Below are 26,313 nucleotides of genomic sequence, written 5' to 3' on the forward strand. Positions count from 1 at the left end.
GGCGGAACGGCATTGTCCGGGTGCGGTGCGGGATGTGATGATCACCCCCATGCCGACATTCACCGCATACGACGGGACCGGGCTCGCCTACCACGAGAAGGGGGAGGGCGAGCCGCTGCTCTGCCTGCCGGGCGGCCCCATGCGCGCCTCCGCCTACTTCGGCGATCTCGGCGGCCTGACGGCACACCGCCGTCTGATCCTGCTCGACCTGCGCGGCACGGGCGACTCCGCGGTGCCGGCCGACCCGGCGACGTACCGCTGCGACCGGCTCGTGGACGACGTCGAGGCGCTGCGCGAGCACCTGGGCCTCGACGAGATCGACCTGCTCGGCCATTCGGCGGCGGGCAACATCGCCACGCTGTACGCGGCACGCCATCCGAAGCGGATCCGCCGCCTCGTCCTGATCACCCCGGCCACCCAGTCGCTGGGCCTCGCCCCGGGCGCCCGGGATCACCGTGAGGCCGCCCTCGCCCACAAGGACGAGCCCTGGTATCCGGCCGCCGAGGCCGCCCTTGACGAGATCGAGGCCGGACGCAGCCCCTTCGAGGTGTGGGACGCCATCGTGCCGCTGGCCTACGGGCGCTGGGACGCTGCGGCGCGGGCCCACCAGGCGGCGAGCGCGCGGGAGAAGAACGCCGAGGCCGCCGGTGTGTTCTACGGAGAGGGTGCGTTCGACCCGGCCGCCACGCGTGCCGCCCTGGCCGGACTTACGGCTCCGGTGCTTGTCCTCGCGGGTGAGTACGACGGGGTTCCGAACCCCGCTCACGCGCAGGAGTTCGCCGGCTTCTTCCCGGGCGGCGTGCGCCAAGTGCAGCCGGGCGGCGGGCACTTTCCGTGGCTGGACGATCCGGAGTGGTTCGCGCGGCGTGTGGCAGGGTTCCTTGCGCAGGACTAGGGCTATGACCGGGGCTAGGGCTACCAGAGGAGTCACTGTGCGTTGTACCTCGTCCGCGGGGCGTCTGTTCACTGCTGGGGCCGTGAGTGTGGCTCTGCTGGCCGGGAGCGGGGGCGTTGCCGCTGCCGCCGCCGGTCCGGCGCAGCGGTCCGAGGTCGCTTCGTCCTTCGACTCTGCGGGGTCGTACACCCGGCTCCATTCGCTGGCCGATCTCGCCGCACAGCGCCTGGCCACGGCTGATCTTGTCGCCGCCGCGAAGTACGGCACGGACAGCCCCATCGACGACCCAGCCCGGGAGAAGCAGGTTCTTGACGATGTCGCGCGACAGGCGCGGGAGTTGGGTGCCGATCCCGAGGCGACCGTACGGATCTTCCGGGACCAGATCGAGGCCAACAAGGTGGTGCAGCGGGAGCTGCACCGGCGGTGGGACGCGGATCCTTCGCAGGCGCCTGGGCCGGAGGAGCGGCCTGATCTTGCGGAGGTCCGCAAGGAGATCAATCGGGTGAACGGGGAGTTGGTTCGGGGGATCGCGGGCTCGCCGTCCGCGCGGACATCGCCGTCTTGCCGTGGGCTTCTGACTGTGGCGGGCGTACGGGTGCGGGGTGAGCGGCAGCTTGACGTGTTGCACACCGTGGCTCTGGGACGGGCCCTTCCGTCTGTCTGCTCTGGCTGACGGCTTTTCCGGACCGCCGCTTCGCGACGGATTTTTTCCCGCCCGCCCCCGATTACCCCGCGAAATCAGCCCCCCGCAGCCACCGCCTTCGCCCACCGGTAGTCTGCTTTGCCGCTCGGTGAGCGCTGGATGTCGTCAGTGATGACCAGGGCTCGGGGGATCTTGTAACCGGCCAGCCGCGTGCGGCAGTGGGTCTGGATGGCTTCGAGGTCCAAGGGGGCCACACCGTCACGGAGTTGGACGACCGCGGCCACGCGATTGCCCCAGCGCTCGTCGGGGACTCCGGCGACCAGCGCGTCGTACACATCCGGATGGGACTTCAGCGCCTGCTCGACCTCCTCCGGATACACCTTCTCGCCGCCGGTGTTGATGCACTGCGAGCCACGTCCGAGGACGGTGACGATGCCCTGCTCGTCGACGGTGGCCATGTCGCCGAGCAGTACCCAGCGCTCGTCGCCCTTCTGGAAGAAGGTCTCGGCGGTCTTCGCCGGGTCGTTGTAGTAGCCGAGCGGCACATGGCCGCGCTGGGCCAGGCGGCCCGGCTCGCCCACCGGCACCGGCTCGTGGGTGACCAGATCCACCACCTGCGTACGTTCGTTGACTTCCAGGCGGAAACCCTTCTCCGGGCCCGAGTCGTCCGTCGCTTTACCGTTGGATCCGGACTCCGACGAGCCGAAGTTGTTCAGGAGCAGGACGTTGGGGGCCAGCTCCTGGAACTGGGCACGTACCGTCTCCGACATGATCGCCCCGGATGACGAGACGCTGAACAGCGAGGAGAGATCGGTGCCCTTGAGTGGGCCGCGCAAGGCGTCTATGAGGGGCCTCAGCATGGCGTCGCCCACCAGCGACACACTGGAGACCTTCTCCCGCTCGATGGTGCGGAGCACCTCTTCGGGGACGTACTTGCGGTGAATGGCCACCCGCTGGCCGTAGTTGAAGGCGATGAACGATGTCAGCGTCGATGTGCCATGCATCAGCGGGGGAGCCGGGAAGAACGTGAGGCCGGCTCCGCCCGCCGCGACGCGTTCTGCCAGTTCCTCGGGCCGCTTCACCGGCTCGCCCGTGGGCTCGCCGCCGAAGAGTCCGGCGAAGAACAGGTCCTCCTGGCGCCACATGACGCCCTTGGGCATACCGGTGGTGCCGCCGGTGTAGATGATGAACAGGTCGTCGGCCGAGCGTGCCGCGAATCCGCGCTCCGGCGAACCCGCCGCATCCGCCTCGGCGAAGCCGACTACGTCGAGCTCGGGGGCGTCGGCGGGCGGAGCCCCCACCCGCACCAGATGCCGCAGCTTCTCCGCCCGCGGCAGCGTGGCCGCGACCCGCTCGGTGAACTCCGCGTCGAAGACGAGCGCGGAGAGGTCCGCGTCCCGGTAGAGGTAGGCCAACTCCTCTTCCACATAGCGGTAGTTGACGTTGACCGGCACGAGGCGTGCCTTGAGGCAGGCGAGCACGGTCTGGAGGTACTCGACGCCGTTGTAGAGGTGGAGCCCCAGATGTTCGCCGGGCTCGAGACCGCTGTCGATCAGATGGTGTGCGATGCGGTTGGCGGCCCGGTCGAGCTCGGCGTACGTCAGCCTGCGTTCCGCCCCGGTGCCGGGGTGATCGATGTACACGAGCGCCTCGCGGTCGGGGACCACGTCGACGACCGACTCGAACAGGTCGGCAAGGTTGTACTCCACCGCTCCTCCTGACCCCGGCGTCATCTCTTCTGGCGGTCATCAGAGCAGAGGCGCCCACAAGTGGGAAGGGTGCTCGTTCAAGAAATCTGACTGACTGTCAGAAAACTATTGAACTGACTCCCCGCCTACTGCAACCTGTTCCAGGTCCGAAGCCGACAGCAGGCGGTCAGGGAGGGAGCACGGCTATGGGTGGGACAGAACATCTCGCTGTGCAGCGCGAAGGCGCCACACTGATACTCACGCTCAACCGGCCGGAGGCGAAGAACGCGCTCTCGCTGCCGATGCTGGTGGGCCTCTACGACGGATGGCTGGCCGCCGACGAGGACGACGCGATCCGCTCCGTCGTACTCACCGGCGCGGGCGGCGCGTTCTGCGCCGGAATGGACCTCAAGGCCCTCGCGGGCAAGGGGATGGACGGTGAGCAGTACCGAGACCGCATGAAAGCCGACCCCGATCTGCACTGGAAGGCCATGCTGCGCCACCACCGCCCCCGCAAACCCGTCATCGCGGCGGTCGAGGGGTACTGCGTCGCGGGCGGCACGGAGATCCTCCAGGGCACGGACATCCGCGTCGCGGGCGAGTCCGCGACGTTCGGCCTCTTCGAGGTCAAGCGCGGGCTGTTCCCGATCGGCGGCTCGACGGTGCGACTTCCGCGGCAGATTCCTCGTACGCACGCCTTGGAGATGCTGCTCACCGGGCGTCCCTACTCGGCTGCCGAGGCGGCCTCGATCGGGCTCGTCGGGCATGTCGTCCCGGATGGCACCGCGCTGGAGAAGGCTCTTGCCATCGCCGAGCAGATCAACGCGTGTGGGCCGCTGGCCGTCGAGGCGGTGAAGGCGTCCGTGTACGAGGCCGCGGAGATGTCCGAGGCGGACGGCCTGGCGGCTGAGCTGAAGCGGGGGTGGCCGATCTTCGACACCGCCGATGCGAAGGAGGGCTCCAGAGCCTTTGCGGAGAAACGGGCCCCGGTGTTCCGGCGCGCGTAGGTCGTTCTCCGACTGCGGGGCCGTCGTGGCCGGTCGCGCCCACGCGGCGGAGCCGCATATCGATACAGCCCCGCGCCCCTGACGGGGCGCCCCCCGCCGCTCCCATCGCTTGGAAACGGAGTTCTGCTCATGGCATCCGCTCCCTCACCCGAAGTGCTTCGTGCCCCACTGGTTGTCGAGTTTCCCTTCACCCGTTCGCTCGGGCCCGTGCAGAGTGCCTTTCTCACCGGGCTGCGTGAGCGCACCGTTCTCGGGGTGAAGACGCAGGACGGGCGGACGCTCGTGCCGCCCGTCGAGTACGACCCCGTGACCGCCGACGAGATACGTGACCTGGTCGAGGTCGCGGCCACCGGCACCGTCACCACCTGGGCCTGGAACCACGAGCCCCGCAGGGGGCAGCCCCTGGACACCCCCTTCGCCTGGGTCCTGGTGAAGCTCGACGGCGCCGACACCGCCCTGCTGCACGCCCTGGACGCGCCGGGGCCCGACGCGGTCAGCAGCGGGATGCGCGTCCGGATCCGGTGGGCCGAGGAACGCGCCGGCGCCATCACCGACATCGCCTGCTTCGAGGCGTACGACGAGGAGGGAGGGGGCGGTGAAGTCAGGTCGCACGACGGTGAGTTCAGCGAACCCGTCACCGGCATCGTCGCCCCCGCGCGCCTCGACTACACCTACTCACCCGGCGGCGCACAGACCCGCTACATCAACGCGCTCTCCGGCCAGAAGATCGTCGGCGAGCGCTGCCCCTCCTGCCACAAGGTCTACGTCCCGCCCCGCGGCGCCTGCCCCACCTGCGGTGTCGCCACGACCGACGCGGTCGAGGTCGGGCCGCGCGGCACCGTCACCACCTACTGCATCGTCAACATCAAGGCGAAGAACCTCGACATCGAAGTGCCCTACGTCTACGCGCACATCGCCCTCGACGGCGCCGACCTCGCCCTGCACGCGCGCATCGCGGGCATCCCCTACGACCAGGTGCGGATGGGGTTGCGCGTCGAACCGGTGTGGGCCGACGACGCCCGCTTCCCCGATCACTACCGGCCCACGGGCGAGCCGGACGCCGACTACGACACGTACAAGGAGATGGTGTAGATGCCGTCCGGGAAGACGTCCAGGAAGGCCTCCGTGATGCGGCCCGTCAGGGACATCGCCATCGTGGCCTTCGGGCAGACCGACCATCTGCGCTCATCCGACGAGCTCTCCGAGGTGGAGATGCTCATGCCGGTCCTGCACCAAGTCCTCGACGCCACCGGGCTGAAGACGAGTGACATCGGCTTCACCTGCTCCGGCTCGTCGGACTATCTCGCGGGGCGCGCCTTCTCCTTCACCATGGCGCTCGACGGGGTGGGCGCCTGGCCGCCGATCTCCGAGTCGCACGTCGAGATGGACGGCGCCTGGGCGCTGTACGAGGCGTGGACGAAGCTGCTCACCGGAGAGGCCGACACCGCGCTCGTGTACGCGTACGGCAAATCGTCGCCGGGGTCGGTACGTGACGTACTGACCCGGCAGCTCGACCCGTACTACGTGGCGCCCCTGTGGCCGGACTCGGTCGCCCTCGCCGCCCTCCAGGCGCAGGCCCTCATCGACGCGGGGGACGCTGACGAGCCCGCGCTCGCCGGGGTCGCGTCGCGCAGCCGTCGGGACGCGTCCGCGAACTCCCACGCGCAGCTGAGGGGTTCGGTGCCGCAGGGCGACTACGTCGTACGTCCGCTCCGTACCGGCGACTGCCCGCCCGTCGGGGACGGGGCCGCCGCCGTCATCCTCGCGGCGGGGGAGCGGGCCCGTGAACTGTGCGAGCGGCCCGCGTGGATCCGTGGCATCGACCACCGCATCGAGGCGCACAGCCTCGGCGTGCGCGACCTCACGGACTCGCCGTCGAGCCGCCTGGCCGCCGAGCGGGCCGGCGCCTTCGAACGGCCCGTGGACACCGCCGAGTTGCACGCGCCGTTCACCTCCCAGGAGGTCGTCCTGCGCAAGGCGCTGAAGCTGGGCGAGAGTGTCGCGGTGAACCCGTCCGGGGGCGCGCTCGCCGCGAACCCCGTCATGGCCGCCGGTCTGATCCGGCTCGGTGAGGCCGCCGCCCGCATCCACCGGGGCGAGTCGGACCGGGCGCTCGCCCATGCCACATCCGGTCCCTGCCTCCAGCAGAACCTGGTCGCCGTCCTCGAAGGAGAGTCGTGATGAGTGGGGTGGGCAAGGTGGGCAAGGAGCCCGTGGCCGTCGTCGGCATCGGGCAGACCAAGCATGTCGCCGCGCGGCGGGATGTCTCCATCGCGGGGCTCGTCCGGGAGGCCGCCCAACGGGCACTCGCGGACGCCGAGTTGACGTGGGCCGACATCGACGCCGTCGTCATCGGCAAGGCCCCCGACTTCTTCGAGGGCCTGATGATGCCCGAGCTGTACCTCGCCGACGCACTCGGCGCGGTCGGCAAACCGATGCTGCGCGTCCACACGGCTGGCTCCGTCGGCGGCTCCACGGCACTGGTCGCGTCGAACCTGGTCGCGGGCCGCGTACACGGCACCGTGCTGACCCTCGCCTTCGAAAAACAGTCGGAATCCAACGCCATGTGGGGGCTGTCCCTCCCCATCCCCTTCCAGCAGCCGCTCCTCGCGGGCGCGGGCGGCTTCTTCGCCCCGCACGTGCGCGCGTACATGCGGCGCACCGGCGCCCCCGACACGGTCGGCTCGCTCGTCGCGTACAAGGACCGGCGCAACGCCCTGAAGAACCCCTACGCCCACCTGCACGAGAAGGGCATCACCCTGGAGAAGGTCCAGGCAGCGCCCATGCTGTGGGACCCGATCCGCTACTCCGAGACCTGCCCGTCGTCCGACGGGGCCTGCGCGATGATCCTCACCGACCGTGCGGGCGCGGCCCGTTCGCCCCGGCCGCCCGCCTGGATGCACGGCGGCGCGATGCGCAGCGAGCCGACTCTCTTCGCGGGCAAGGACTTCGTATCGCCGCAGGCGGGCAAGGACTGCGCGGCCGACGTCTACCGGCAGGCGGGCGTCACGGACCCGCGGCGCGACATCGACGCCGTCGAGATGTACGTGCCGTTCTCCTGGTACGAGCCGATGTGGCTGGAGAACCTGGGCTTCGCCGAGGAGGGCGAGGGCTGGAAACTGACCGAATCGGGCGTCACGGAGCTGGACGGCGATCTGCCCGTCAACATGTCGGGCGGCGTTCTGTCGACCAATCCCATCGGTGCATCGGGCATGATCCGCTTTGCCGAAGCGGCACTTCAGGTGCGCGGCCAGGCGGGCGAGCACCAGATCGACGGGGCCCGCAGAGTGCTCGGGCACGCCTACGGAGGCGGCTCGCAGTTCTTCTCCATGTGGCTCGTCGGCACGGACCGGCCCACGACGTGAGGGGCCCGTCACGCCGGACAGGACGCCGTCCTCCTTCCGCGGCCTGTCCGGCACCCGAACCGAAAGCTAGGCTGTCGGCCGGACGACGCATCGGGAGGAGCACGGACGTGGCCGAAAGCACCATTCAGCAGCATCCGCTCGCAGGTCAGCAGCGCCCGCTCACGGGCTGGGACAAGCCGGAGCTCGACCTCAGTACCGCGGACTGGCGATCCAGCAGCGAGGGGCGGGGTGATGTGGAGATCGCCTTCGTCGAGGGTTTCATCGCGATGCGCAACGCAGGCCGTCCCGAGAGCCCGTCCCTGATCTTCACCCCGGCCGAATGGGGAGCCTTCGTGCACGGCGCGCGCGCCGGGGAGTTCGATCTGACGTAGGCCGTGCGGGGCGTTGTGGACCCTCGTCTCCGGCTGTCGCGACTGTCGGCGGCCTCCGCCGTGCTGACCTGGTGACTTCGGACTCCGTGCCGGGCCCGCCTCCTGAGCGAGGCCGGTCCCGGAAGCGGATCCTGTCGACCTTGGCCTTGCGCCGGAGACGAGGAAGCCATGAGTGCCGACACGCCTGTTGGATCCGTTGGACCCGTTGAACCTGTTGTGGTCGCCGTCGACGGGTCGGCCGGGAGCGATCACGCCCTGGAGTGGGCGCTGACCGCCGCGCGGCTGCGCGGTGTGCCGCTGCGGATCGTGCATGTGCGGCAGTACGCGATGCCGCTGGCCGACGGGCCACGTATGCCGACCATCGACCACCGCCGCGACGCAGACCCGGTCATCGACCGTGCGCGCCGGGCCATGGAAAGGCGGCCTGAGCTGCCTCCGCTGGCCTTCGATGTCGTGGAGGGCACGCCGGGGCGGGACATTCCACGGCTCGGGGACGTGGCGCGGCTGCTGGTCGTCGGGTCGCGGGGGAGGGGCGGGTTCACCAGCCTGCTGCTCGGGTCGCAGGGTCTCGCGTGTGCGCGGGAAGCGGCGTGCCCCGTGGTGGTGGTCCGGCCGGGCGATGAGCCCGAGGCGGGCGGCGAACCGTGCGTGGTGCTCGGCCTCGACGCGCTCTCCCCGCACGATGAAACGATCGGCTTCGCCTTCGCGGAAGCGGCTCTGCGGGGCGCGCTGCTCCGGGTCGTCTGCGCCTATCCCGGGCCCGTCCTCGTCTACACGGCCACCGGCGACTTCGTGACATCGGCGGAAGCGGACGCGGCGACATCGGCGGAGTACACGGAGCTCGCCGGCCAGCGGCTCGCGCCCTTCCAGGAGCGGTATCCGAACGTGAATGTCGAGCGGGAGGTCCTCCCGGGGGACGCTGCGGCCCTCCTCGTGGACGCCTCGCGGGACGCGGAGCTCGTGGTGGTGGGGCGGCATCAGAGCCGAATGCCGCTGGGGAGGCTGGTGGGGTCGGTGACCAATGCGGTGCTGTTGCATGCGAGGGGCGCGGTGGCCGTGGTGCCCCGTGAGTCCCGGTAGCCGTCGCCCTCGCGTGTCGTCGCCGTCGCCTGCGACAGCACCGGGGGCGTGCCCTCACTTCAGGACCACGCAGCCCTGGCCCTCCAGCCTCCGCAGCAGCTCCGCCGGTACGGAGACCGCGTTCCAGCGCAGGTCCAGCTTCTCCAGGGCGGGCAACGCGGCGATCCAGTCGGGCAGCTCCCGCAGGCGGTTCGCCCGCAGGTCGAGTCTGCGGAGCCGGGGGAGGCCGCGCAGCGCCTGGGGCACGGCAGTGAACTCGTTCTCACGCAGTTCAAGTTCGCGCAGCTCACTGAGGTGGCCGACCGAGGCGGGGAGTGACGTGAGGTGATTGCCGCGCAGCCACAGCTCGCGCAGGGCCGTCAAGTCGCCCAGAGACGCCGGGAGTTCCGCGAGGCGATTGCGCTGGGCGCGCAGTTCCACCAGTGACCGTAGGGAACCCAGCGCGTCCGGCAGCGCTGTCAGCTGATTCTCACCCACGTTCAGATACGTCAGACGCTTCAGGCGGCCCAAGGACTCCGGCAGCGACGTGAGGTGATTGTCGTGGAGGTAGAGGAAGCGGCTCAGGGCGCTCAGGTCGCCGAGTTCGGGCGGGACCGACGTCAGGCGATTGTGGCCGAGATCCAGTGTGTGCAGCGCCTTCAAGGTGCCGATCCGGGCGGGGACGCTGGTCAGCGCGTTGTCGGGCAGGAGCAGGACCTCCAGGTACGGGCGCTGCCACACCTCATCCGGGATCTCGCTCAGGCCGCCGTGCCAGTAGTTGAGTACGTTCTCCACGCCGATCCTCACAGGGGGTTCTCTTCGTCCGGAGTGGATGAACCTAGCCAATCGCACCGCTGTCGCCGAATCGGCTCCCTGCGGGCCCCGCGGGCGTAATCTGAAGTGCCTGAAGGCCAAGGTGTGCGCCGCGGGAAGCGCCCGGCGCACCACCGTGGCAGGGGGTGTCCCATGGTGCAGCACAACACGCACGGCAGGCGGACCCTCTTCGAGCGCGAAGGTGAACTCGCGGCAGTCGACGAGGCCCTGAGTGAACTGTGCGGTCTCTCGCGCGATGGCAGCGAACCCCCGGACCGGTCCCGGGGCGCGCTCATCGCCTTCGCCGGGCGCGCCGGGCTCGGCAAGACCTCCCTCCTCGCCGAGGCACGCCGACGAGCATCGGCCAAGGGCTGCACCGTCGCGTCGGCGCGCGGCGGTGACCAGGAGCAGCGCGTCGCCTTCCACGTCGCCCGGCAACTGGTGCAGCCCCTGCTCGCCTCCGTCCCGGACGCCGAACTGCGGGCTTCGCTGGGCAGTTGGTACGCCATCGTCGGCCCCGCCCTCGGGCTCTGCACCGCCCAGGACGGCGCCCCGCCCGACCCGCAGGGCCTGCGCGACGGGCTCGACTGGGTGCTCACCCATCTCGCCGTGCAGCGCGCCCCGTTGGTGGTCGTCGTCGACGACGCGCACTGGGCCGACGCCGAATCGCTGGGCTGGCTCTCCGCGTTCGCGCCGCGCGCGGAGGCCCTGCCGCTGCTCCTCGTCGTCGCCTACCGGCCTGAGGAACTGCCGGACCACGCCGAGGAGTTCAGAGGCCTGCCCGGACGGGCGGGCCAGCGGCCCATCGGACTCGAACCGCTCAGCGCCACCGCCGTCGCCCACCTCGTACGCGAATCGCTCGGCGCCCGCGCCGACGACGCGTTCTGCCGCGAATGCTGGGCGGTCACCGCGGGCAACCCGTTCGAAGCGGTCGAGCTCACCGCGAAGGTGCACGACCGCGGGCTCGTGCCCGACGAGGCGGGCGCGCATCTGCTTCGCGACCTCGCGGCAGCCGTGAAGGGCAGCGGCCTCGTCGCCCGTCTGGAGCGTCTGGGCACCTCCACCGTCCGGTTCGCCTGGGCCTGCGCCGTCCTCGGCATCGCCATCCCCCAAACGCTCGCCGCCGCCGTCGCGGGCATCGGTGAGCGGGAGGCCGCCGACTGTGCCGACCGGCTGCGCCGCGCCCGCGTCCTCACCGGCGCCGACATCCTCGAGTTCGTGCACCCGCTGATCGCCACCGCCGTCTACCGCGCGATCCCCGCCGGTGTACGCGTCGCCCTGCACGGGCAGGCGGCCTGGTCCGTCGTCAACGCGGGGCTCGGCGCTTCCGCCGCCGCCCGGCATCTTCTCGAAGTCCATCCCGACGGCGACACCTGGGTGGTGCAGCAACTGCGGGCCGCCGCCCGCGAGACCGTCCGCGCGGGTGCCCCCGACGCCGCCCGCCGCTATCTCGCCCGCGCCCTGCGCGAACCGCCGCCCTGGGAGGACCGCGCCGCCGTCCTCTACGAACTGGGCTGCGCCTCGCTCCTGACGGAACCGGCGACGACCGTCAACCATCTGCGCGCCGCCCTCGAAGAGCCCATCACCGACCCCGCCCTGCGCCAGGGCATCGTCTACCGCCTCTCCCAGGTTCTCGCGCACGCCGACCGTCTTGGCGAAGCCTCCGACACCCTCGCCCGCGAGATCCGTGTGACCACCGAGCCACGGGTACGGATCCGGATGCAGGCCGAGCAGTTCATGTGGGACGCCTTCCGTGCCGACGAGCCGGACTCACCCGCCCGTTCACGGCGCCTGGCCCGCCTCGCCGACCGGCTGCCGGGCCGCGATCTCACCGAGCGGTACATCATCGGCCTGCGCGCCTGGGACGCGACGCTGCGCGCCGAACCCGCCGGGACCGCCGTCCGGCACGCCGAGCGCGCCCTGGTCGGCGGGCTCGGCTGGGCGGAGAACGACCGGGGCTTCGAGGTCCCCGTGCTCGTCGCGCTCACCTTCCTGTACGCCGACCGGCCAGGACGGGCCGAGGAGCTCTTCGCCGCCGGGATCGCCGACTTCGAACGCCAGGGCTGGCGCGGCGCCCATCTGTCGTTCGCGTACACCCTTCTCGCCTACGTACGCTTCCGCCGCGGTCGTCTCGCCGAAGCCGAGGACTTCGTGCGCGCGGGACTGCGGATCGCCGAACGCGTGGGTCCCGGCACGCCCGCCCACTGGTACGCCGTCGGCATCCTCATCGAGATCCTGCTGGCCAGGGGCCGCGTGCCCGAGGCCACCAGGACCGCGGAGGAGTACGGCTTCGGGGCGCCGTTCCCCGCCGCCGTCGTCTTCCCCGACGCGCAGGCCGTGCACGGCGAACTGCTCCTGGCCCGCGGCCTCACCAAGGACGCGGCGGCCGAACTCGCCGCCGCGGGACGCCGCCTCGACCCTCGCGGAATGCGCAACCCCGCCTGGTGCCCCTGGCAGCTCCACCTCGCGCTCGCCGAGGCCTACGACGCCCCGGAGCGCGCACTCGCCACCGCGTACGACGCGGTCAGGCGCGCCCGCAGGTTCGCCACCGCTTCGGCGGTCGGGCAGGCGCTGCGGATCACCGCCGACGTCGCGTCGGGCTCCGCGCGCGTCAAGCTCCTCGAGGAGTCCGTCAGCCACCTGGAGCGGTCGCCGGCGGCGTACGAACTCGCCTGCGCGCTGGTCGCTCTCGGCGCCGAGCTGCGCCGTGCGGGACGCCCCAAGGACGCCGCCGACCCCCTCTACCGCGGGCTCGACGCGGCCGTTCAATGCGGCGCCGACGGCCTTGTCGAGCGGGCCCGCGACGAGCTGGCGGCAGCGGGCCTGCGCCCCCGCCTGCTGCACAGCACCGAGACGGACGCGCTCACCGGGCGCGAGCGCACCGCCGCCCTGCTCACCGTCCGCGGCGAGTCCGCCGCCCGCGTCGCCGAGGAACTGCACACCGACGAGCCGACCGTCGTACGGCTGCTCTCCGCCGTGTACCGGAAAGTCGGAACGGATCACTCAGGTCTCGCGGCGGCGCTCGGCGCCCCATCACCCCCACCACCCCCGCTGACCTCGCACTGAACACCAGCCCACCCGCCGAGCACACGGCAAGGACCGGCGTCGCCCCCGCGCCGATCCCGCGCCGATCCCGCGTCGCCCCCGCGCCGACAAGCACCGCGGGACACGTACCATTGGCGGATGTCCTTCCTCCGCCGCCGCAGCGCCGCCACTCCCGCCGGCCCGGACTTCGATGTCCTCGCCATGGACCCGGGTGACTGGCCCGGCAACCTCGGTGCGGGCCTGCTGCCCGCGCCCGACGGCAGCTGTCAGGGTGTCTTCCTGCGCTACGACCTCTTCGGCGGCCGCGGCCCCGCGATGATCATCGGCAATCTGCCCGAGGGCTCCCCGGCGCGCGACACCGCCGACGACGAGGTCCCCTTCGAGGTGGCCCAGCTGCTGCTCGCCCTCGAGAACGAGGAGGAGGTCACAGTCACCTCTACCGAGGACATGCCGGTGATGCAGGGCGACAACCTCCTCATCGTGCGCCGCCTCAAGCTCTCCGAGAGCCGTATCTCCTGCGTGCAGTTCGACCGCAGCGACGGCGTCCTCGTCACCATCGCCGCCTGGGACCGGCCGATCACCGACGATCTGTACGCCCTCCTGAAGCCGCTGCCCGCGGAGCTCTTCCAGCAGAGCTGAAGCACCCGGGACGACCGCCACCCGCTCACCCACCCTTCTGTCGGAGGGTGGGTTTTGTCATGCGCCTTGCCAGGCCAGTCATCGGACTTTTAACGTAACCGGTCATGACTCCTGGGATCACACGAAGGACCACCATGAGGTCCGCTGTCGGCGGAGCGGTCGCCCTGGCAGCGGGTGGAAGCGCGCTCGCCGGTACCGCGTCCGCAGTGGAGGGCGAACAGAGCAGACGTGACACATCCGATGAATCCACGTCCGATGCGTCAACGCTCTGGTACGCGACGCCCGCCGCCGACTGGGAGCGCGAAGCCCTCCCCATCGGCAATGGCGCACTGGGCGCCATGGTCTTCGGCACCCTCGCCTCCGAACGGCTCCAGTTCAACGAGAAGACCCTGTGGACCGGCGGCCCCGGCTCCCGTGAGGGCTACGACTTCGGAAACTGGCGCGAGGCAAGACCCGACGCCCTCGACGCGGTACGTGAGGAGCTCGACGGCAAGGGCAAGCTCGACCCCGACACCGTCGCGGGTAAACTGGGCCAGGCCCGGCGCGGCTACGGCGCCCACCAGACCTTCGGTGATCTGCACCTCGACGTCCCCGGCGCTCCGGACGCACCCGATGCCACGTACCGCCGCTCCCTCGACCTCCGCCAGGCCCTCGCGACCGTCACGTACACCCACCAACAGGTCCGCCACGACCGGGAGTTCTTCGCCTCGTACCCCGACGGTGTGCTCGTCGGCCGCCTCTCCGCGGACCGCCCCGCGAGCGTCAGCTGCACCCTGCGCCACACCTCACCCCGTGCCGACTTCACCGCGAAGGCAGCAGGCGACCGCATCGTCGTACGTGGTGAACTCGCCGACAACGGCCTGAAGTTCGAGGCCCAGCTGCGTGTCGTGCACCAAGGTGGCACGCGCACGGCGAACGCGGACGGCAGCATCACCGTCACCGGCGCCGACCACGTCTGGTTCGCGCTCGCCGCGGGCACCGACTACGCCGACACCTACCCCGACTACCGCGGCGACGACCCGCACGCCACCGTCACCCGCACCGTCGACAAGGCCATCGCCGAGGGGCACGGCACACTCCGCGCCCGCCATCTCCGCGACCACGGCGACCTCTTCGGCCGCGTGGCCCTCGACATCGGTCAGTCCACACCGGCCGATGTCCCGACCGACCAACTGCTCAAGGGATACGGGGGAGGCGCGAGCGCGGCCGACCGTGCTCTCGAAGCGCTCTTCTTCCAGTACGGGCGCTACCTCCTCATCGCCTCGTCCCGGGCCGGATCGCTGCCCGCCAACCTCCAGGGCGTATGGAACAACAGCACCACCCCGCCCTGGTCCGCCGACTACCACACCAACATCAACCTCCAGATGAACTACTGGCTCGCCGAGGCCGCCAACCTCGCCGAGACCACCGCCCCGTACGACCGCTTCGTCGAGGCGCTGCGCGCACCTGGACGACGTACGGCAAAGGAGATGTTCGGGTCACGGGGCTGGGTGGTCCACAACGAGACCAACCCCTACGGCTTCACCGGAGTGCACGACTGGTCGACCGCGTTCTGGTTCCCCGAGGCGGCCGCCTGGCTCACCGCACAGCTCTACGAGCACTACCGCTTCGGTGGCTCCACGGACTATCTGCGCTCCACCGCCTATCCGGCGATGAAGGAAGCCGCCGAGTTCTGGCTCGACAACCTCCGCACCGACCCGCGCGACGGCACCCTCGTCGTCACCCCCAGCTACTCGCCCGAGCACGGCGACTTCACCGCGGGCGACTCCATGGCCCAGCAGATCGTCCACGATCTGCTCACCAACACCCTTGAAGCCGCCCGCATCCTGGGTGACTCGGCGGCCTTCCGCGCCGAACTCGAGAAGACACTCGGCAAGCTCGATCCCGGCCTGCGCGTCGGCTCCTGGGGGCAACTCCAGGAGTGGAAGGCGGACCTGGACGACAAGACCGACGACCACCGGCACGTCTCGCACCTCTACGCCCTGCACCCTGGGCGCCAGATCAAGCCGGGCGACAAGTGGGCCGACGCCGCGAAGGTCTCCCTCACAGCGCGCGGCGACGGCGGCACCGGCTGGTCCAAGGCGTGGAAGGTCAACTTCTGGGCGCGTCTGCGCGACGGCGACCACGCGCACAAGATGCTGAGCGAGCAGCTCAAGTCATCGACGCTGCCCAACCTCTGGGACACCCACCCGCCGTTCCAGATCGACGGCAACTTCGGGGCGACATCGGGTGTCGTGGAGATGCTGCTTCAGAGTCAGTACGACGTCATCGAGGTGCTGCCCGCGCTGCCCGCGAGCTGGCCCGACGGGTCGGTGCGCGGACTGCGGGCGCGGGGCGGGGCGCGGCTCGACATCGACTGGTCGGGCGGGCGCGCCACGCGCATCGTCCTCACGGCGACGCGGACGCGTGAACTCACCGTGCGCAGCCACCTGTTGAAGGGCGGGGAGAAGACCTTCAGAGCGCGGGCCGGTCAGCGGTACGTCTTCGACTGAGCCCCCTGCAAGCCCCGTGCCGCCGCACACATGTCAGGGCCGGGCCTGCCCCCACGCAGACCCGGCCCTGACAGTCTTCGGCGGCTCTAGGAGCCCGACGGCACCACCCGCACGTCCGCCGCCCGCACATACGCCACGCGGTGCCCGAACTGGACCTCGTAGTACGTGTCCTTGCCGCGCACCACCTTGTGCGGCGCCGTGTCGAACGTCGGCGCGTAGAAGTACTCGCCGGGCACCTTGCCGCCGGTCGCGTACTTCTGGCCGGCGAGGAGCTTGTACGGCAGCGGCGTGACCGGCTGCACGGGCACGCCCGCCGGGTACGCCTCCTTCTCCGGGTAGGCCCGCCCGTACACCGGGATCTCCTTCGCGTCGCCCTTCGGCGTCACGACGAGCCCCGACGCGTCGACGGCGGTCGGCTGCTTCGCCGGGTTCTTGAACCAGGCCTTCTGGCCCAGATACCAGACGGCCGTCCAGTCACCCTGGCGGTCGGCGACCGCGTACTGCTGGCCGGTGGACAGGCGCGCGCCGGTGTCGTTCACGCCGATCGTCGAATCGCCGCCGCCGGGGCGCAGGCCGATGTCCTTGATGAGCGGCGCGTCGTCACGCGGCTCGGTGTGGACGCGCACCGCGGCCGAACCGTGCGGGGTGCACTTGTCACCAGGCTTGACGCAGCCCGTGTACTCCGGCCGGTTCTTGGCGTACTCGGGTGCCACCGTCACCAGACCGCCGTTCGGCCCCGCCGTGCGCTTGAACGGCTTGCCCATCAGCGTGAAGTAGTGCTGCCAGTCCCAGTAGGGGCCGGGGTCGGTGTGCATGCCCGCGATCGTCGACGGCAGCGTGCCGGGGACGTTGTCGTGGCCGATGATGTGCTGGCGGTCCAGCGGGATGCGGTACTTCTTGGAGAGGTACTTCACCAGGCGCGCCGACGAGCGGTACATCGCCTCGGTGTACCAGGTGTCGGGAGCCGTCAGGAAACCCTCGTGCTCCAGGCCGATCGACTTCGAGTTCACGTACCAGTTGCCCGCGTGCCAGGCGACGTCCTTGGCCTTCACGTGCTGGGCGATGTGGCCGTCGGTGGAGCGCAGGGTGTACTGCCAGGACACGTACGTGGGGTCCTGCACCAGCTTGAGGACGCCTTCCCAGCGGCCCTCGGTGTCATGGATGACGATGGAGTCGATGCGCTGGGTCTTGGGGCGGTCCGACAGGTCGTGATTGCCGTAGTCGTCGTTGCCCTGCGGGTCCTTGAACTCCTCGTACGGCGCCGGAATCCACTCGCAGGACACGGTGGAAGGGCACTCGGTCTCGCCCGTGGGGGCCTTCCGGAGCCCCATGCTCCGCACCTGCGCGGGTTCCGGCTCCAGGCCACTGACCGCCCCGAGGGCCACGTGCTGCCCGGAGTCCGTGGTGCGCGACTGCCCGTCGTGGATGACGGCGAAGACGTCGTTCGCATAGGTCGCCGCCGTGGCCTGGTCGTCCGCGCCGGAGAAGCGGGCGATCGCGCCGTACCAGTCGGCCGGGTCGTCGCTCAGCGGCTTCCCGAGCTTCCTCTGCGCGGCGGCGAGCAGGGCGGCCCCGCCGCGTACGTTGGCCGCCGGGTCGGTGCGAAGGCGCTCCGCGGACTGGCCGCTGAGCTCGGCGGCGCGCGGCAACGTCTTGAGCCGGGCGGGGAGTTGGGAGTCCTTGGGCAGCGCGGCCTTCGGGGCGAGCACGCCGCGCGAGTCGTCGCCGCGCGGGTCCTCCTTGCCCTCGCTGTGGTGCGGGGCAGCGGCGATGGCGGTACGTGCGTCGGTGAGGTGCATCGGGCCGTAGCCGCCGGTGACGCTCGGCGCACCGCCGTGGGCATCCCAGCGGGACTGGAGGTACGAGACACCGAGCAGCACGCTCTGCGGCACCTTGTACTCAGCGGCGGCGGCCGTGAAGGCACCTTGCAGCCGTACGGAAGACGCCTGGTCGGGCGCGTCCGACGGGGGCGGTGACGGGGCGGCGCCGAGCAGCGGAAGCAGCAGACCGGCGGAGACAAGGGCGCCCGCGGCCCTGACGGCACGTCTGTGCGCGGCAGGGGTGCGGGCGGTGGCGGATCCTCGCAATGCAGCCTCCTGGGACGATGAAGCGTGATGGGGCGTGCGGGGCCGGGCGTGCGTCAGTGGTACCGGCTCTCCGACGATCCGTCAATCATGCCCAGGAATAAGGATTTCCCATGTCAGGGCCGGTCCCCGGCGGGTTTCGCCACGGAAGGCCCCACGGCCTGCGACGCGTCACTGGAATGGACCAATGCGTTCTCGGCCAGTGCGACAGGGATCAGGCGAAGCGACGTACGAAGTCCAGCGAAGTGTCCGCGACCTCCTGCCAGCGGCTGTCGATCGTCAGTGCGTGGTCACGGCCGGCCATCTCGGTGATCTCGGTGACGCTGGAGTTCTGCTTCTGCTTCTTGTACGCCCCGTTGGCGAGCGCCCACGGGATGGCGTGGTCCTTCTCGCCGGAGATGATCAGGAGCGGGCCGCGCCGGGGGTTGCGGTAGTCGACCCTCATGTCCGTCCGGGGGTTGATGTTGGCCGCGGCTGCCTGGAAGAGCGGCGCGCAGGGGGCGGGGACGGCGAATTGCCTGTAGATCTCCTTGGCCTCCTGCTCGGTGACGGCGTTGGCGTAGGCGTAGCGGAACTGCTCATACGTCAGCGGTAGCGCGCGCTTCCGGTTGGCCGGGTTGCTGATCACGGGGCGCAGGGTGCGCAGGGTCGAGACGGGCAGCGCCAGGATGCCGCGGTACGGCACGGGGTCGATCGCCACCGACACGGTGGAGAGACCGCGGCCCGCGAGGATCTGCGTGAGCAGCCCCCCGACGGAGTGCCCGATGATGGCCGGCTTGCGCTCCAGGCCGTCGATCAGACCCGCCAGATGGTCGGCGATCCGCCCGACGGTCTTGCCCGCGAAGACCTCGGGGCGCTGCCTGGCCTCGGTCACCGTGTCCGGATCGTCGGGCCAGGACAGGGCGACGGGGACGTAACCGGCTGCCTCGAAATGGGCCGTCCACGCGTCCCAGCTGCTGGGCAGCATCCACAGGCCGTGCACGAACACGACCGGAACACGATCGGGGGCGGCGTTGGCCCGCTCGATCTGCTGTGCGTCGTTGGGGGGCATAACCTGAATTTACGGTCGCAAGTCCCGCCGGGGTATAGGGCAGTTGACGGTATGGCCGGTGCTGCACGGTGCCCCGTCCGGTCTACGCGGGCCTGTCTACGCGGACCCGCGCTCTCCCCGCTCTCTCTCCCCGCGCTCGTCAGCGCGCCGCGCCCCCCAGGACCCGGTCCACCTGTCGCGGCGACAAGGCGTGCTCGACCGCGAGAATCCCCGCCCCGATCGCCGCCGCGTTCTCGCCGGTGCGGCTCGGCTCGATCCGCAGCACATGGGTGGCCAGCGGATGCGAGCGGCGGTACACCGCTTCCCGTACGCCCGCGAGGAGTTGGTCGTGGACGGCGGCCAGCGCCCCGCCGACCACCACCGTGTCGGGATTGAAGAAGTTCACCAGGCCCGCGAGTACCTCGCCCACCGCTCGGCCCGCCTCGCGCACCATGCGTACGGCATCGCGGTTGCCCGACTTCACCAGGCGTACGACATCGCTGCCCGAGGTCGCTTCGAGGCCGAGCCCGGAGAGCTTGCGCGCGATCGCCGCGCCGCCCGCCACCGCCTCCAGACAGCCGGAGTTGCCGCACCGGCAGGGGTCCTCGATGTCACCGACCCGGATGTGCCCGATGTCGCCCGCGCTGCCCTGCGCGCCCCGGTGCAGACGGCCGTCCGCGACGATGCCGCAGCCGATGCCCGTGCCCACTTTGATGTACAGCAGATAGCGCGTGTCGGGGAAGGCGCGGCGCTGCTCGGCGAGCGCCATCACGTTCACGTCGTTGTCGACGAGGGCCCGTGCGCCGAACCGCTCGGCGAAGAACTCCGGGATGGGGTAGTGGTGCCAGCCCGGCATGATCGGCGGATCCACCGGGCGGCCCGTCGAGAACTCCACCGGACCAGGCACCCCGACCCCGATGGACTGCAGTGACGCCGGGTCGCGCCCGGCCTCGTCGAGCAGGGCGTGCAGCGTCCGCTCGACATGGCCGAGCACTTCCTGCGGGCCGTCCGCGATGGAGAGCGGGTCCTCGCGCAGGGCGAGCATCTCGCCGCCGATGTCGAGGAGGGCGACCCGGCAGTGCGAGGCCCCCAAGTCGACGCCCGCCACCGCGTGTTCGCGCGTGCGGAGCCGTAGGCGGCGCGGTGGGCGTCCTCCCGTGGACCCGCCGTCCGCGTCCTCCGTGAGGAAGCCGTGGGCGATCAGCGCGTCCACCCGCTGCGACACCGTGGAGCGTGCGAGACCTGTCACCCGTGCGATGTCGGCGCGGGTCTCCGCGGCCCCCGTGCGGAGCAGGGCGAGGACCTCGCCGGGCGACGACGGCAGGGAAACGGGGTGATCCGGCGCTCCAGACATGTCAGCCACCATAGGGACGACTTCCGCTGCTCACAAGGCCGATGGTGTTCGCTGATCGACCTAAGTCGCCGTCAACTGCCTTGCAAAGAAAGCTGCTTGAGCCCTTGACAGGTCAAAGTTCCCTCATCACATTGCTCCACAGACCGCTGCCGAAGGAGCCGAGGGTGCAGGCGATGCAGGCGACGCAACAGATGTTGGCGATGCGCGGGGTGTCCAAGAGCTTTCTCGGAGTGCGTGTGCTGCACGACGTATCGCTCGATCTCGCCGCGGGCGAGGTGCACGCACTTGTCGGTGAGAACGGCGCGGGCAAGTCCACCTTGATGAAGGTCCTCGCGGGTGAACACGTCCCGGACGAGGGCAGCATCGTGCTCGACGGAACAGAGCATTCCTTCGGCCATCCCGCGCAGGCCCAAGCCGCCGGGATCGGCATCATCCACCAGGAGTTCGCGCTGCTCGCGCACCGCACGGTCGCCGAGAACGTCTTTCTGGGACGCGAGCCGACCCGCTACGGCCTCGTCGACCGCCGAGCCATGGAGGCGCGCACGGCCGAACTCCTCGCCGAGGTAGGCGTATCAGGCATCACGCCACGGACGTACATCCGCGATCTGTCCGTCGCACGCCAGCAGACCGTCGAGATCGTCAAGGCGCTCGCATCGGACGTCCGTGTCCTGGTCATGGACGAGCCGACCGCACCGCTCGCCGACCACGAGGCGGGCCTCCTGCACGACCTCGTGCGCCGCCTCGCGGGCCGCGGCCTCGGCATCCTGTACATCTCGCACCGGCTGCGCGAGGTCTTCCAACTCTCGCAGCGGATCACGGTGTTGAAGGACGGCCGACACGTGACGACGGTGCGCACGGCCGACACGGACACCGATCACGTCGTACGAGCCATGGTGGGCCGGGAGTTGAGCGCCTACTACCCGCCGCGCGCACGCCCCGACGACATCGGCTCGGTGCGCCTGACGGTCACCGGCGGCGGCAACGACCGGCTCCGCGACATCGACCTGACGCTGCGCGCGGGCGAGATCACCGGCATCGCGGGCCTTGAGGGATCCGGTCGTACGTCCCTGGCGCGGGCCCTGTTCGGAGCGGCGCCGTTCACCCGCGGAGTGATGGCGGTGGGCGCGGACGTCCTGCGGCCCACCAGCCCGCGGCAGGCCATCCGCGCCGGGATCGCTCTGGTGACCGAGGACCGAAAGGCCGAGGGGCTCGCCCTGCGCCAGTCGGTGCGCGACAACGCACTGCTCGTGACGCGCGCGGTCCCGGACCGCGGGGGACCGCCCGCCGCAGGCGAACTCACCGCACTCCTCGAACGGGTGCGGTTGCAGGCGCGCGGAGAGGACCAGCAGGCCCAGTACCTCTCCGGCGGCAACCAGCAGAAGGTCGTCATCGCCAAGTGGCTGGCCGCACGACCCCGCATCCTGCTCTTCGACGAGCCGACCCGAGGCGTCGACGTGGGCGCCAAGGCCGCCATCCACACCCTCGTCCGTGAACTCGCCCACGAGGGCATCGCCGTCCTGATCGTCTCCTCCGAACTGCCCGAACTCATCGGCATGAGCGACCGGATCCTCGTCATGGCCGAAGGCCGCATCGCCGGTGAACTGCCGGCGGGGGCGGCCGAGGAGGACGTGATGCGGCTCGCCACGAGTGCCGCGCCCGGAGAGGAGCCCGCCGCGTGAGCGGTACAACCGGCACCACCGTCGCCCCACTCCCCGTTGCGAAGACCCGCGCCCCGAGCCGCAGCAGGCTCACCGACCCAGCCGTCGGCGTCTGGCTCGCCGCCGGGGCCGTCACCGCGCTCGGCTGGATCGTCGTCGCCGCACGCGGCGGCGACTTCCTCACGCTCTCGAACGTGGTCGGCATCCTGCAGAACTGCGTCGCCCTCGGCCTGGTCGCCGTCGGCCAGACCGCCGTCATCCTCACCGGCTCCCTCGACCTGTCGGTGGCCTACCTCATCAGCCTCGGCACGCTCGTCGCCGCCACCACCATGGAGGACGGCAACGTCGTCACGGCAGTGCTCGCCGTCCTCGCACTCTCGGCGGCCGTGGGACTCGCCAACGGCCTGATCGTCACCGGGCTCAAGGTCAACGCCTTCATCGCGACGCTCGGCACCGCGTTCATCCTGCGCGGCTGGATCGAGGACAACTACACGGGCCCTGCGGGCAAGGTACCCGCCTCCTTCCAGCATCTGGGCTACGACCGGATGGGCCCGGTCCCCGTCTCGATCTTCCTTCTCGCCGCCGTCGCCGCCGTGATGTGGCTGATCACCCGCAGGACCCGCTTCGGCCACCACCTGTACGCCACCGGCGGCGACGAACACGCGGCCCGCCTCTCCGGCGTCCGCACCCGGCGCACGATCATCGCCGCCCACGTCCTGTGCTCGCTCTGCGTGGGCGCCGCCGCGCTCTTCCTCGCCTCACGGCTCGGCGCGGGCGCCCCCTGGGCCGGTACCGAGGCCCGCTACGACCTGGAGTCGATCGCCGCCGTCGTGCTCGGCGGGACCGTACTCGCAGGCGGGCGCGGGGGAGTGGCGGGCACCCTCGGCGGGGTCCTCGTGCTCGCCGTGCTCGACTCCGTCTTCAACCAGCTCGGCGTCGACCCGTTCTTCAAGAACGTCGTACGCGGCGTCGTCATCATCGCCGCCGTCGCGATCTACGCCCGGCGCGGCAGCAGGAGGTCCGCATGAGCGTCAGTACGGCAACCGTCGCGCCCTACAAGCGAGTTGTCCGTTCCCTCGGTACCGGCGCCCCTGTCTATGCCCTGCTCATCGTCCTGCTCGTCGCCCTCGCCGCCACCGACCCGGGCTTCTACGAACCCGACCGCTTCCTCGCCTTCGTCAAGCGTGCGGCGCCGCTCGTGATCCTCGCCGCCGGGCAGTATCTCGTCATCGTCTGCGGCGAGTTCGACCTGTCCGTGGGGGCGATCGTCACCGCGGGGGTCGTCGCGGCGGCCGAGGTCTACGGCTCGTTCCCCGACGCTTCCTGGCCGCTCATCACCGCGGGCCTGCTGCTCGCGGGGGCGGTCGCCGGGCTCGTCAGCGGGCTCATCACCACCCTGCTGAGAGTGCCCTCGTTCATCACCACGCTCGGCATGATGCTGATCCTGGAGGGCGCCGTCTTCTTCTGGACGGGCGGCTCCCCGCACGGACAACTCTCCGAAGGCTTCCGGCAGATGGGGCGCGGCACCGCCATGGGCTGGCTGCCCTGGGCGGTCCTCGCCTGCCTGGTCGCGGGCCTGGTCGCCGTCCTCCTGATGCGCTCCGACTTCGGCCGTACGCTGATCGCGACCGGGGACAGTGAACGCGCCGCGGCTCTCGCGGGAGTCCGTGTACACCGCGCCCGCATCATCGCCTTCGTCCTGTCCGGTGCGGCGGCGGCGCTGGCCGCCGTCCTCGTCGGCGGCTTCTCCGGGGTCTCCGCGCAGGCGGGCCGCGGCTACGAGTTCGAGGCCATCACCGCCGTGGTCCTCGGCGGGGTCGTGCTCGGCGGCGGCCGGGGCAGTGTCGTCGCCGCGATGGCAGGAGCCTTCTCACTCCAGGCCCTGTTCACGCTGCTCAATCTGCAGGGCGTATCGGGCGCCTTGGAGTCCACCGTCCAGGGCGTCATCGTCATCGCCGCGGTCGGGCTCGGGGCCGCCGACTGGTCCCGGCTGCGCCGTCGTCGTACCCACTCCTCGGGAGGCAGACCCTCGTGATGCACAGCCCTCTGAACCATCCGCACCGCGGCCACGCGCACCTGATCCGCAGGCGCGCGCTCGTGCCCGCCGCCGCACTCCTCGCAGGCGCCCTGCTCGCCTCCTGCTCCAGCGACACACCGCCCGAATCGCCCGCGGGCGCCTCGCAGAGCGCCGGGTCCGACGACGGCGGTGACAAGCCGTCCAAGTTCTTCGAACAGGCCGAGTACGACCGCCAGTTGGAGCTCGGCAAGGAGACGCCGCAGGGCCCGGCGGACAAGCCCTGGGAGCAGATGCTCCAGCCGAAGATGACCGACACCGCCCAGTACAAGAAGAAGGGCTCCGGCGGCACCCACCTCTGCTTCTCCAACGCCGGTGTCTTCAACCCCTGGCGCCAGGTCGGCCTGAAGAACATGAAGGCCGAGGTGAAGCTCCACAAGGAGATCAGCGACTTCACCGTCCTTGACGCCCAGGGCAAGGACGACAAGCAGATCTCCGACATCCAGGAGCTCGCGGGCAACAAGGACTGCGACGCGCTCATCGTCTCCCCGAACACCACCGCCACCCTCACGCCCGCCGTGCAGGAGGCCTGCGGCAAGCTTCCCGTCATCGTCTTCGACCGGGGCGTGGAGACGGACTGCGCGGTCACCTTCGTCAACCCCATCGGCGGCTACGGCTACGGCGCGGTCGCCGCCGACTTCCTCGTCGACAAGGTCAAGCCCAAGGGCAAGATCCTCGCCCTGCGCATCTCACCCGGCGTGGACGTCCTGGAGACCCGCTGGTCCGCGGCGAAACTGGCCTTCGACAAGAGTCAACTGGACGTCGTGGACGCCAAGTTCACCGACGGTGACCCCGCCAAGACCAAGTCGATCGTCTCCGACGCGATCTCCCGGCACGGCTCCATCGACGGCGTCTGGATGGACTCCGGTGCCACGGCCGTCGCCGCCGTCGAGGCCTTCGAGGACGCGGGCGTCGACGTCCCGCCGATCACCGGAGAGGACCAGCAGGACTTCCTCCAGGCGTGGAAGGACAAGAAGCTCACCGCGATCGCCCCCACGTATCCGACCTTCCAGTGGCGTACGCCGGTCATCGCGGCCCTGCGCATTCTGGACGGAATGCAGGTACCCAAGGAGTGGAAGCTGCCGCAGCCCACGGTCACGCAGGACAACCTGGACGAGTACCTCAAGGAGGGTATGCCTCCGCTGCACTACGCGATGTGCGGCTGCCAGCAGATGCCGGGCTTCCCGGGCGACTGGGGAGGCAAGAAGTGACGTACACCGCCTGGCAGTTGGGCGCCAACCCGTGGATCTGGCACTCGCCGGTCACCACCGACGCACTCGCCGGAACACTGCCCCGCCTCGCGGGGTGGGGCTTCGACTGCGTGGAGCTGCCCCTGGAGCAGCCCGACGACTGGGAGCCCGCCGCGGCCGTCAAGCTCCTCGACGCCACGGGTCTGACGCCCGCGGCCGTCGTCGCCGTCATGCCCGAGGGACGGAACCTGGTTCGCGCGGACCAGGACACCGTCCGCGCCACCCAGGACTACCTCCGCCGCTGCGTCGACGCGGCCCACGCGATCGGCGCCCCCGTGGTCGCGGGTCCCGTGTACGCGGCGGTCGGCCGCACCTGGCGGATGGACCGGGCCGCGCGGACAGCGGCGTACGCGGAGTGGCGCGAGCACATCGCGCCGGTCGTCGAGTACGCGGCACGCGCAGGTGTCCGCATCGCGGTCGAGCCCCTCAACCGCTACGAGACGAGCCTCTTCAACACGGTCGCCCAGACCCTTGAGGGCCTCGAAGGCCTGCCCGAGGAGTCGATCGGCATCGCCCTGGACACGTACCACCAGAACATCGAGGAACACTCCCTTCCGGAAGCGGTCCGTGCGGCGGCCGACCGCATCGCCCACGTCCAGGTGTGCGCCAACGACCGCGGCGCCCCCGGCACCGACCACCTCGACTGGCCCGGCTTCCTGCGTGCCCTGGGCGAATCCGGCTACCGGGGGACGCTCTGCATCGAGTCCTTCACGGCCCACAACGACGCCATCGCCGTCGCGGCTTCCGTGTGGCGCCCCCTCGCGCCCACCCAGGACACGCTCGCGACGGACGGGCTCGGCTTTCTTCGCCGAACCGTGGCCGCCCTCTGACACCCACCCTCTGGCA

Annotated in this window: 21 protein-coding genes; 16 read left to right on the plus strand and 5 right to left on the minus strand. The window is 70.7% G+C overall.

Features of this window, described 5'->3' with window-relative positions; genetic code table 11:
- The first annotated feature begins 49 nt into the window (after positions 1-49).
- Both ACGFSB_RS23125 and aroQ read left to right on the plus strand, forming a co-directional pair.
- A complete protein-coding gene (locus ACGFSB_RS23125; RefSeq protein ID WP_393402311.1) occupies positions 50-895 on the plus strand; it encodes an alpha/beta fold hydrolase in 846 nt (281 codons plus the stop codon).
- An 82-nt stretch (positions 896-977) separates the two neighbouring features.
- Complete coding sequence (gene aroQ / locus ACGFSB_RS23130) at positions 978-1,568, plus strand: gamma subclass chorismate mutase AroQ (protein WP_393402314.1); 591 nt, start codon at positions 978-980, stop codon at positions 1,566-1,568.
- 65 nt (positions 1,569-1,633) lie between these two features.
- Here the strand turns inward: aroQ and ACGFSB_RS23135 are convergent, their stop codons facing one another.
- Complete coding sequence (locus tag ACGFSB_RS23135) at positions 1,634-3,247, minus strand: acyl-CoA synthetase (RefSeq protein ID WP_393402316.1); 1,614 nt, start codon at positions 3,245-3,247, stop codon at positions 1,634-1,636.
- A gap of 185 nt (positions 3,248-3,432) precedes the next feature.
- On the opposite strand from ACGFSB_RS23135, the gene ACGFSB_RS23140 reads away from it, so the two are divergent.
- The 6 genes from ACGFSB_RS23140 (at position 3,433) to ACGFSB_RS23165 (ending at position 9,049) form a co-directional block, all read left to right on the plus strand.
- On the plus strand, positions 3,433-4,233 hold the full coding sequence (locus ACGFSB_RS23140) for a crotonase/enoyl-CoA hydratase family protein (protein WP_393402318.1): 801 nt from the start codon (positions 3,433-3,435) through the stop codon (positions 4,231-4,233).
- Between the two features lie 129 nt (positions 4,234-4,362).
- Positions 4,363-5,325: a Zn-ribbon domain-containing OB-fold protein gene (locus ACGFSB_RS23145; protein ID WP_393402321.1), complete on the plus strand. Its 963-nt coding sequence runs from the start codon at positions 4,363-4,365 to the stop codon at positions 5,323-5,325.
- Positions 5,326-6,414 (plus strand): thiolase domain-containing protein, encoded by a 1,089-nt coding sequence (locus ACGFSB_RS23150; protein ID WP_393402323.1) that lies wholly within the window; start codon positions 5,326-5,328, stop codon positions 6,412-6,414.
- Positions 6,415-6,431: 17 nt separating this feature from the next.
- Positions 6,432-7,598: a thiolase domain-containing protein gene (locus tag ACGFSB_RS23155; RefSeq protein ID WP_393402767.1), complete on the plus strand. Its 1,167-nt coding sequence runs from the start codon at positions 6,432-6,434 to the stop codon at positions 7,596-7,598.
- A gap of 107 nt (positions 7,599-7,705) precedes the next feature.
- Entirely contained in the window at positions 7,706-7,969 is a 264-nt protein-coding gene (locus ACGFSB_RS23160) for a DUF397 domain-containing protein (protein WP_393402326.1), read from the plus strand.
- 168 nt (positions 7,970-8,137) lie between these two features.
- Positions 8,138-9,049: a universal stress protein gene (locus tag ACGFSB_RS23165; RefSeq protein ID WP_393402333.1), complete on the plus strand. Its 912-nt coding sequence runs from the start codon at positions 8,138-8,140 to the stop codon at positions 9,047-9,049.
- A gap of 54 nt (positions 9,050-9,103) precedes the next feature.
- On the opposite strand, the gene ACGFSB_RS23170 is transcribed toward ACGFSB_RS23165, so the two are convergent.
- The gene (locus tag ACGFSB_RS23170; RefSeq protein WP_393402336.1) at positions 9,104-9,823 is read right to left on the minus strand and encodes a leucine-rich repeat domain-containing protein; all 720 of its coding nucleotides are present in this window, start codon (positions 9,821-9,823) and stop codon (positions 9,104-9,106) included.
- A gap of 171 nt (positions 9,824-9,994) precedes the next feature.
- Between ACGFSB_RS23170 and ACGFSB_RS23175 the strand changes: the two genes are divergently transcribed.
- From ACGFSB_RS23175 to ACGFSB_RS23185, 3 genes are all read left to right on the plus strand, one after another.
- Positions 9,995-12,907: an ATP-binding protein gene (locus tag ACGFSB_RS23175; protein ID WP_393402338.1), complete on the plus strand. Its 2,913-nt coding sequence runs from the start codon at positions 9,995-9,997 to the stop codon at positions 12,905-12,907.
- Positions 12,908-13,024: 117 nt separating this feature from the next.
- Positions 13,025-13,525, plus strand: a complete 501-nt coding sequence (locus ACGFSB_RS23180) for a hypothetical protein (protein ID WP_393402340.1) — start codon at positions 13,025-13,027, stop codon at positions 13,523-13,525.
- 134 nt (positions 13,526-13,659) lie between these two features.
- Positions 13,660-16,017 carry a glycoside hydrolase N-terminal domain-containing protein gene (locus ACGFSB_RS23185; protein ID WP_393402342.1) on the plus strand — a complete coding sequence of 786 codons (2,358 nt, stop codon included), beginning with the start codon at positions 13,660-13,662 and terminating at the stop codon, positions 16,015-16,017.
- A gap of 86 nt (positions 16,018-16,103) precedes the next feature.
- Here ACGFSB_RS23185 and ACGFSB_RS23190 read toward each other — a convergent pair whose 3' ends face one another.
- The 3 genes from ACGFSB_RS23190 to ACGFSB_RS23200 all read right to left on the minus strand — a co-directional run bounded on the left by ACGFSB_RS23190 (position 16,104) and on the right by ACGFSB_RS23200 (position 20,485).
- Positions 16,104-18,104 carry an N-acetylmuramoyl-L-alanine amidase gene (locus ACGFSB_RS23190; RefSeq protein ID WP_393402344.1) on the minus strand — a complete coding sequence of 667 codons (2,001 nt, stop codon included), beginning with the start codon at positions 18,102-18,104 and terminating at the stop codon, positions 16,104-16,106.
- Between the two features lie 211 nt (positions 18,105-18,315).
- Entirely contained in the window at positions 18,316-19,152 is an 837-nt protein-coding gene (locus tag ACGFSB_RS23195) for an alpha/beta hydrolase (protein ID WP_393402346.1), read from the minus strand.
- A gap of 139 nt (positions 19,153-19,291) precedes the next feature.
- On the minus strand, positions 19,292-20,485 hold the full coding sequence (locus ACGFSB_RS23200) for an ROK family protein (RefSeq protein ID WP_393402348.1): 1,194 nt from the start codon (positions 20,483-20,485) through the stop codon (positions 19,292-19,294).
- A 191-nt stretch (positions 20,486-20,676) separates the two neighbouring features.
- Here ACGFSB_RS23200 and ACGFSB_RS23205 point away from each other — a divergent pair, with 191 nt between their 5' ends.
- Genes ACGFSB_RS23205 through ACGFSB_RS23225 form a run of 5 tightly spaced genes read left to right on the plus strand, consistent with a single transcriptional unit; the run spans position 20,677 to position 26,297 of the window.
- Positions 20,677-22,164 (plus strand): sugar ABC transporter ATP-binding protein, encoded by a 1,488-nt coding sequence (locus ACGFSB_RS23205; protein ID WP_393402770.1) that lies wholly within the window; start codon positions 20,677-20,679, stop codon positions 22,162-22,164.
- Entirely contained in the window at positions 22,161-23,171 is a 1,011-nt protein-coding gene (locus ACGFSB_RS23210; RefSeq protein ID WP_393402350.1) for an ABC transporter permease, read from the plus strand. Before ACGFSB_RS23205 ends, ACGFSB_RS23210 begins: the two co-directional genes overlap by 4 nt.
- On the plus strand, positions 23,168-24,178 hold the full coding sequence (locus ACGFSB_RS23215) for an ABC transporter permease (RefSeq protein ID WP_393402354.1): 1,011 nt from the start codon (positions 23,168-23,170) through the stop codon (positions 24,176-24,178). Before ACGFSB_RS23210 ends, ACGFSB_RS23215 begins: the two co-directional genes overlap by 4 nt.
- A complete protein-coding gene (locus tag ACGFSB_RS23220; protein WP_393402357.1) occupies positions 24,178-25,428 on the plus strand; it encodes an ABC transporter substrate-binding protein in 1,251 nt (416 codons plus the stop codon). Before ACGFSB_RS23215 ends, ACGFSB_RS23220 begins: the two co-directional genes overlap by 1 nt.
- A complete protein-coding gene (locus tag ACGFSB_RS23225) occupies positions 25,425-26,297 on the plus strand; it encodes a sugar phosphate isomerase/epimerase family protein (RefSeq protein WP_393402360.1) in 873 nt (290 codons plus the stop codon). Before ACGFSB_RS23220 ends, ACGFSB_RS23225 begins: the two co-directional genes overlap by 4 nt.
- The last annotated feature ends 16 nt before the right edge of the window (positions 26,298-26,313 follow it).

The organism is Streptomyces sp. NPDC048441 (assembly GCF_043200235.1).
Taxonomy (GTDB): domain Bacteria; phylum Actinomycetota; class Actinomycetes; order Streptomycetales; family Streptomycetaceae; genus Streptomyces.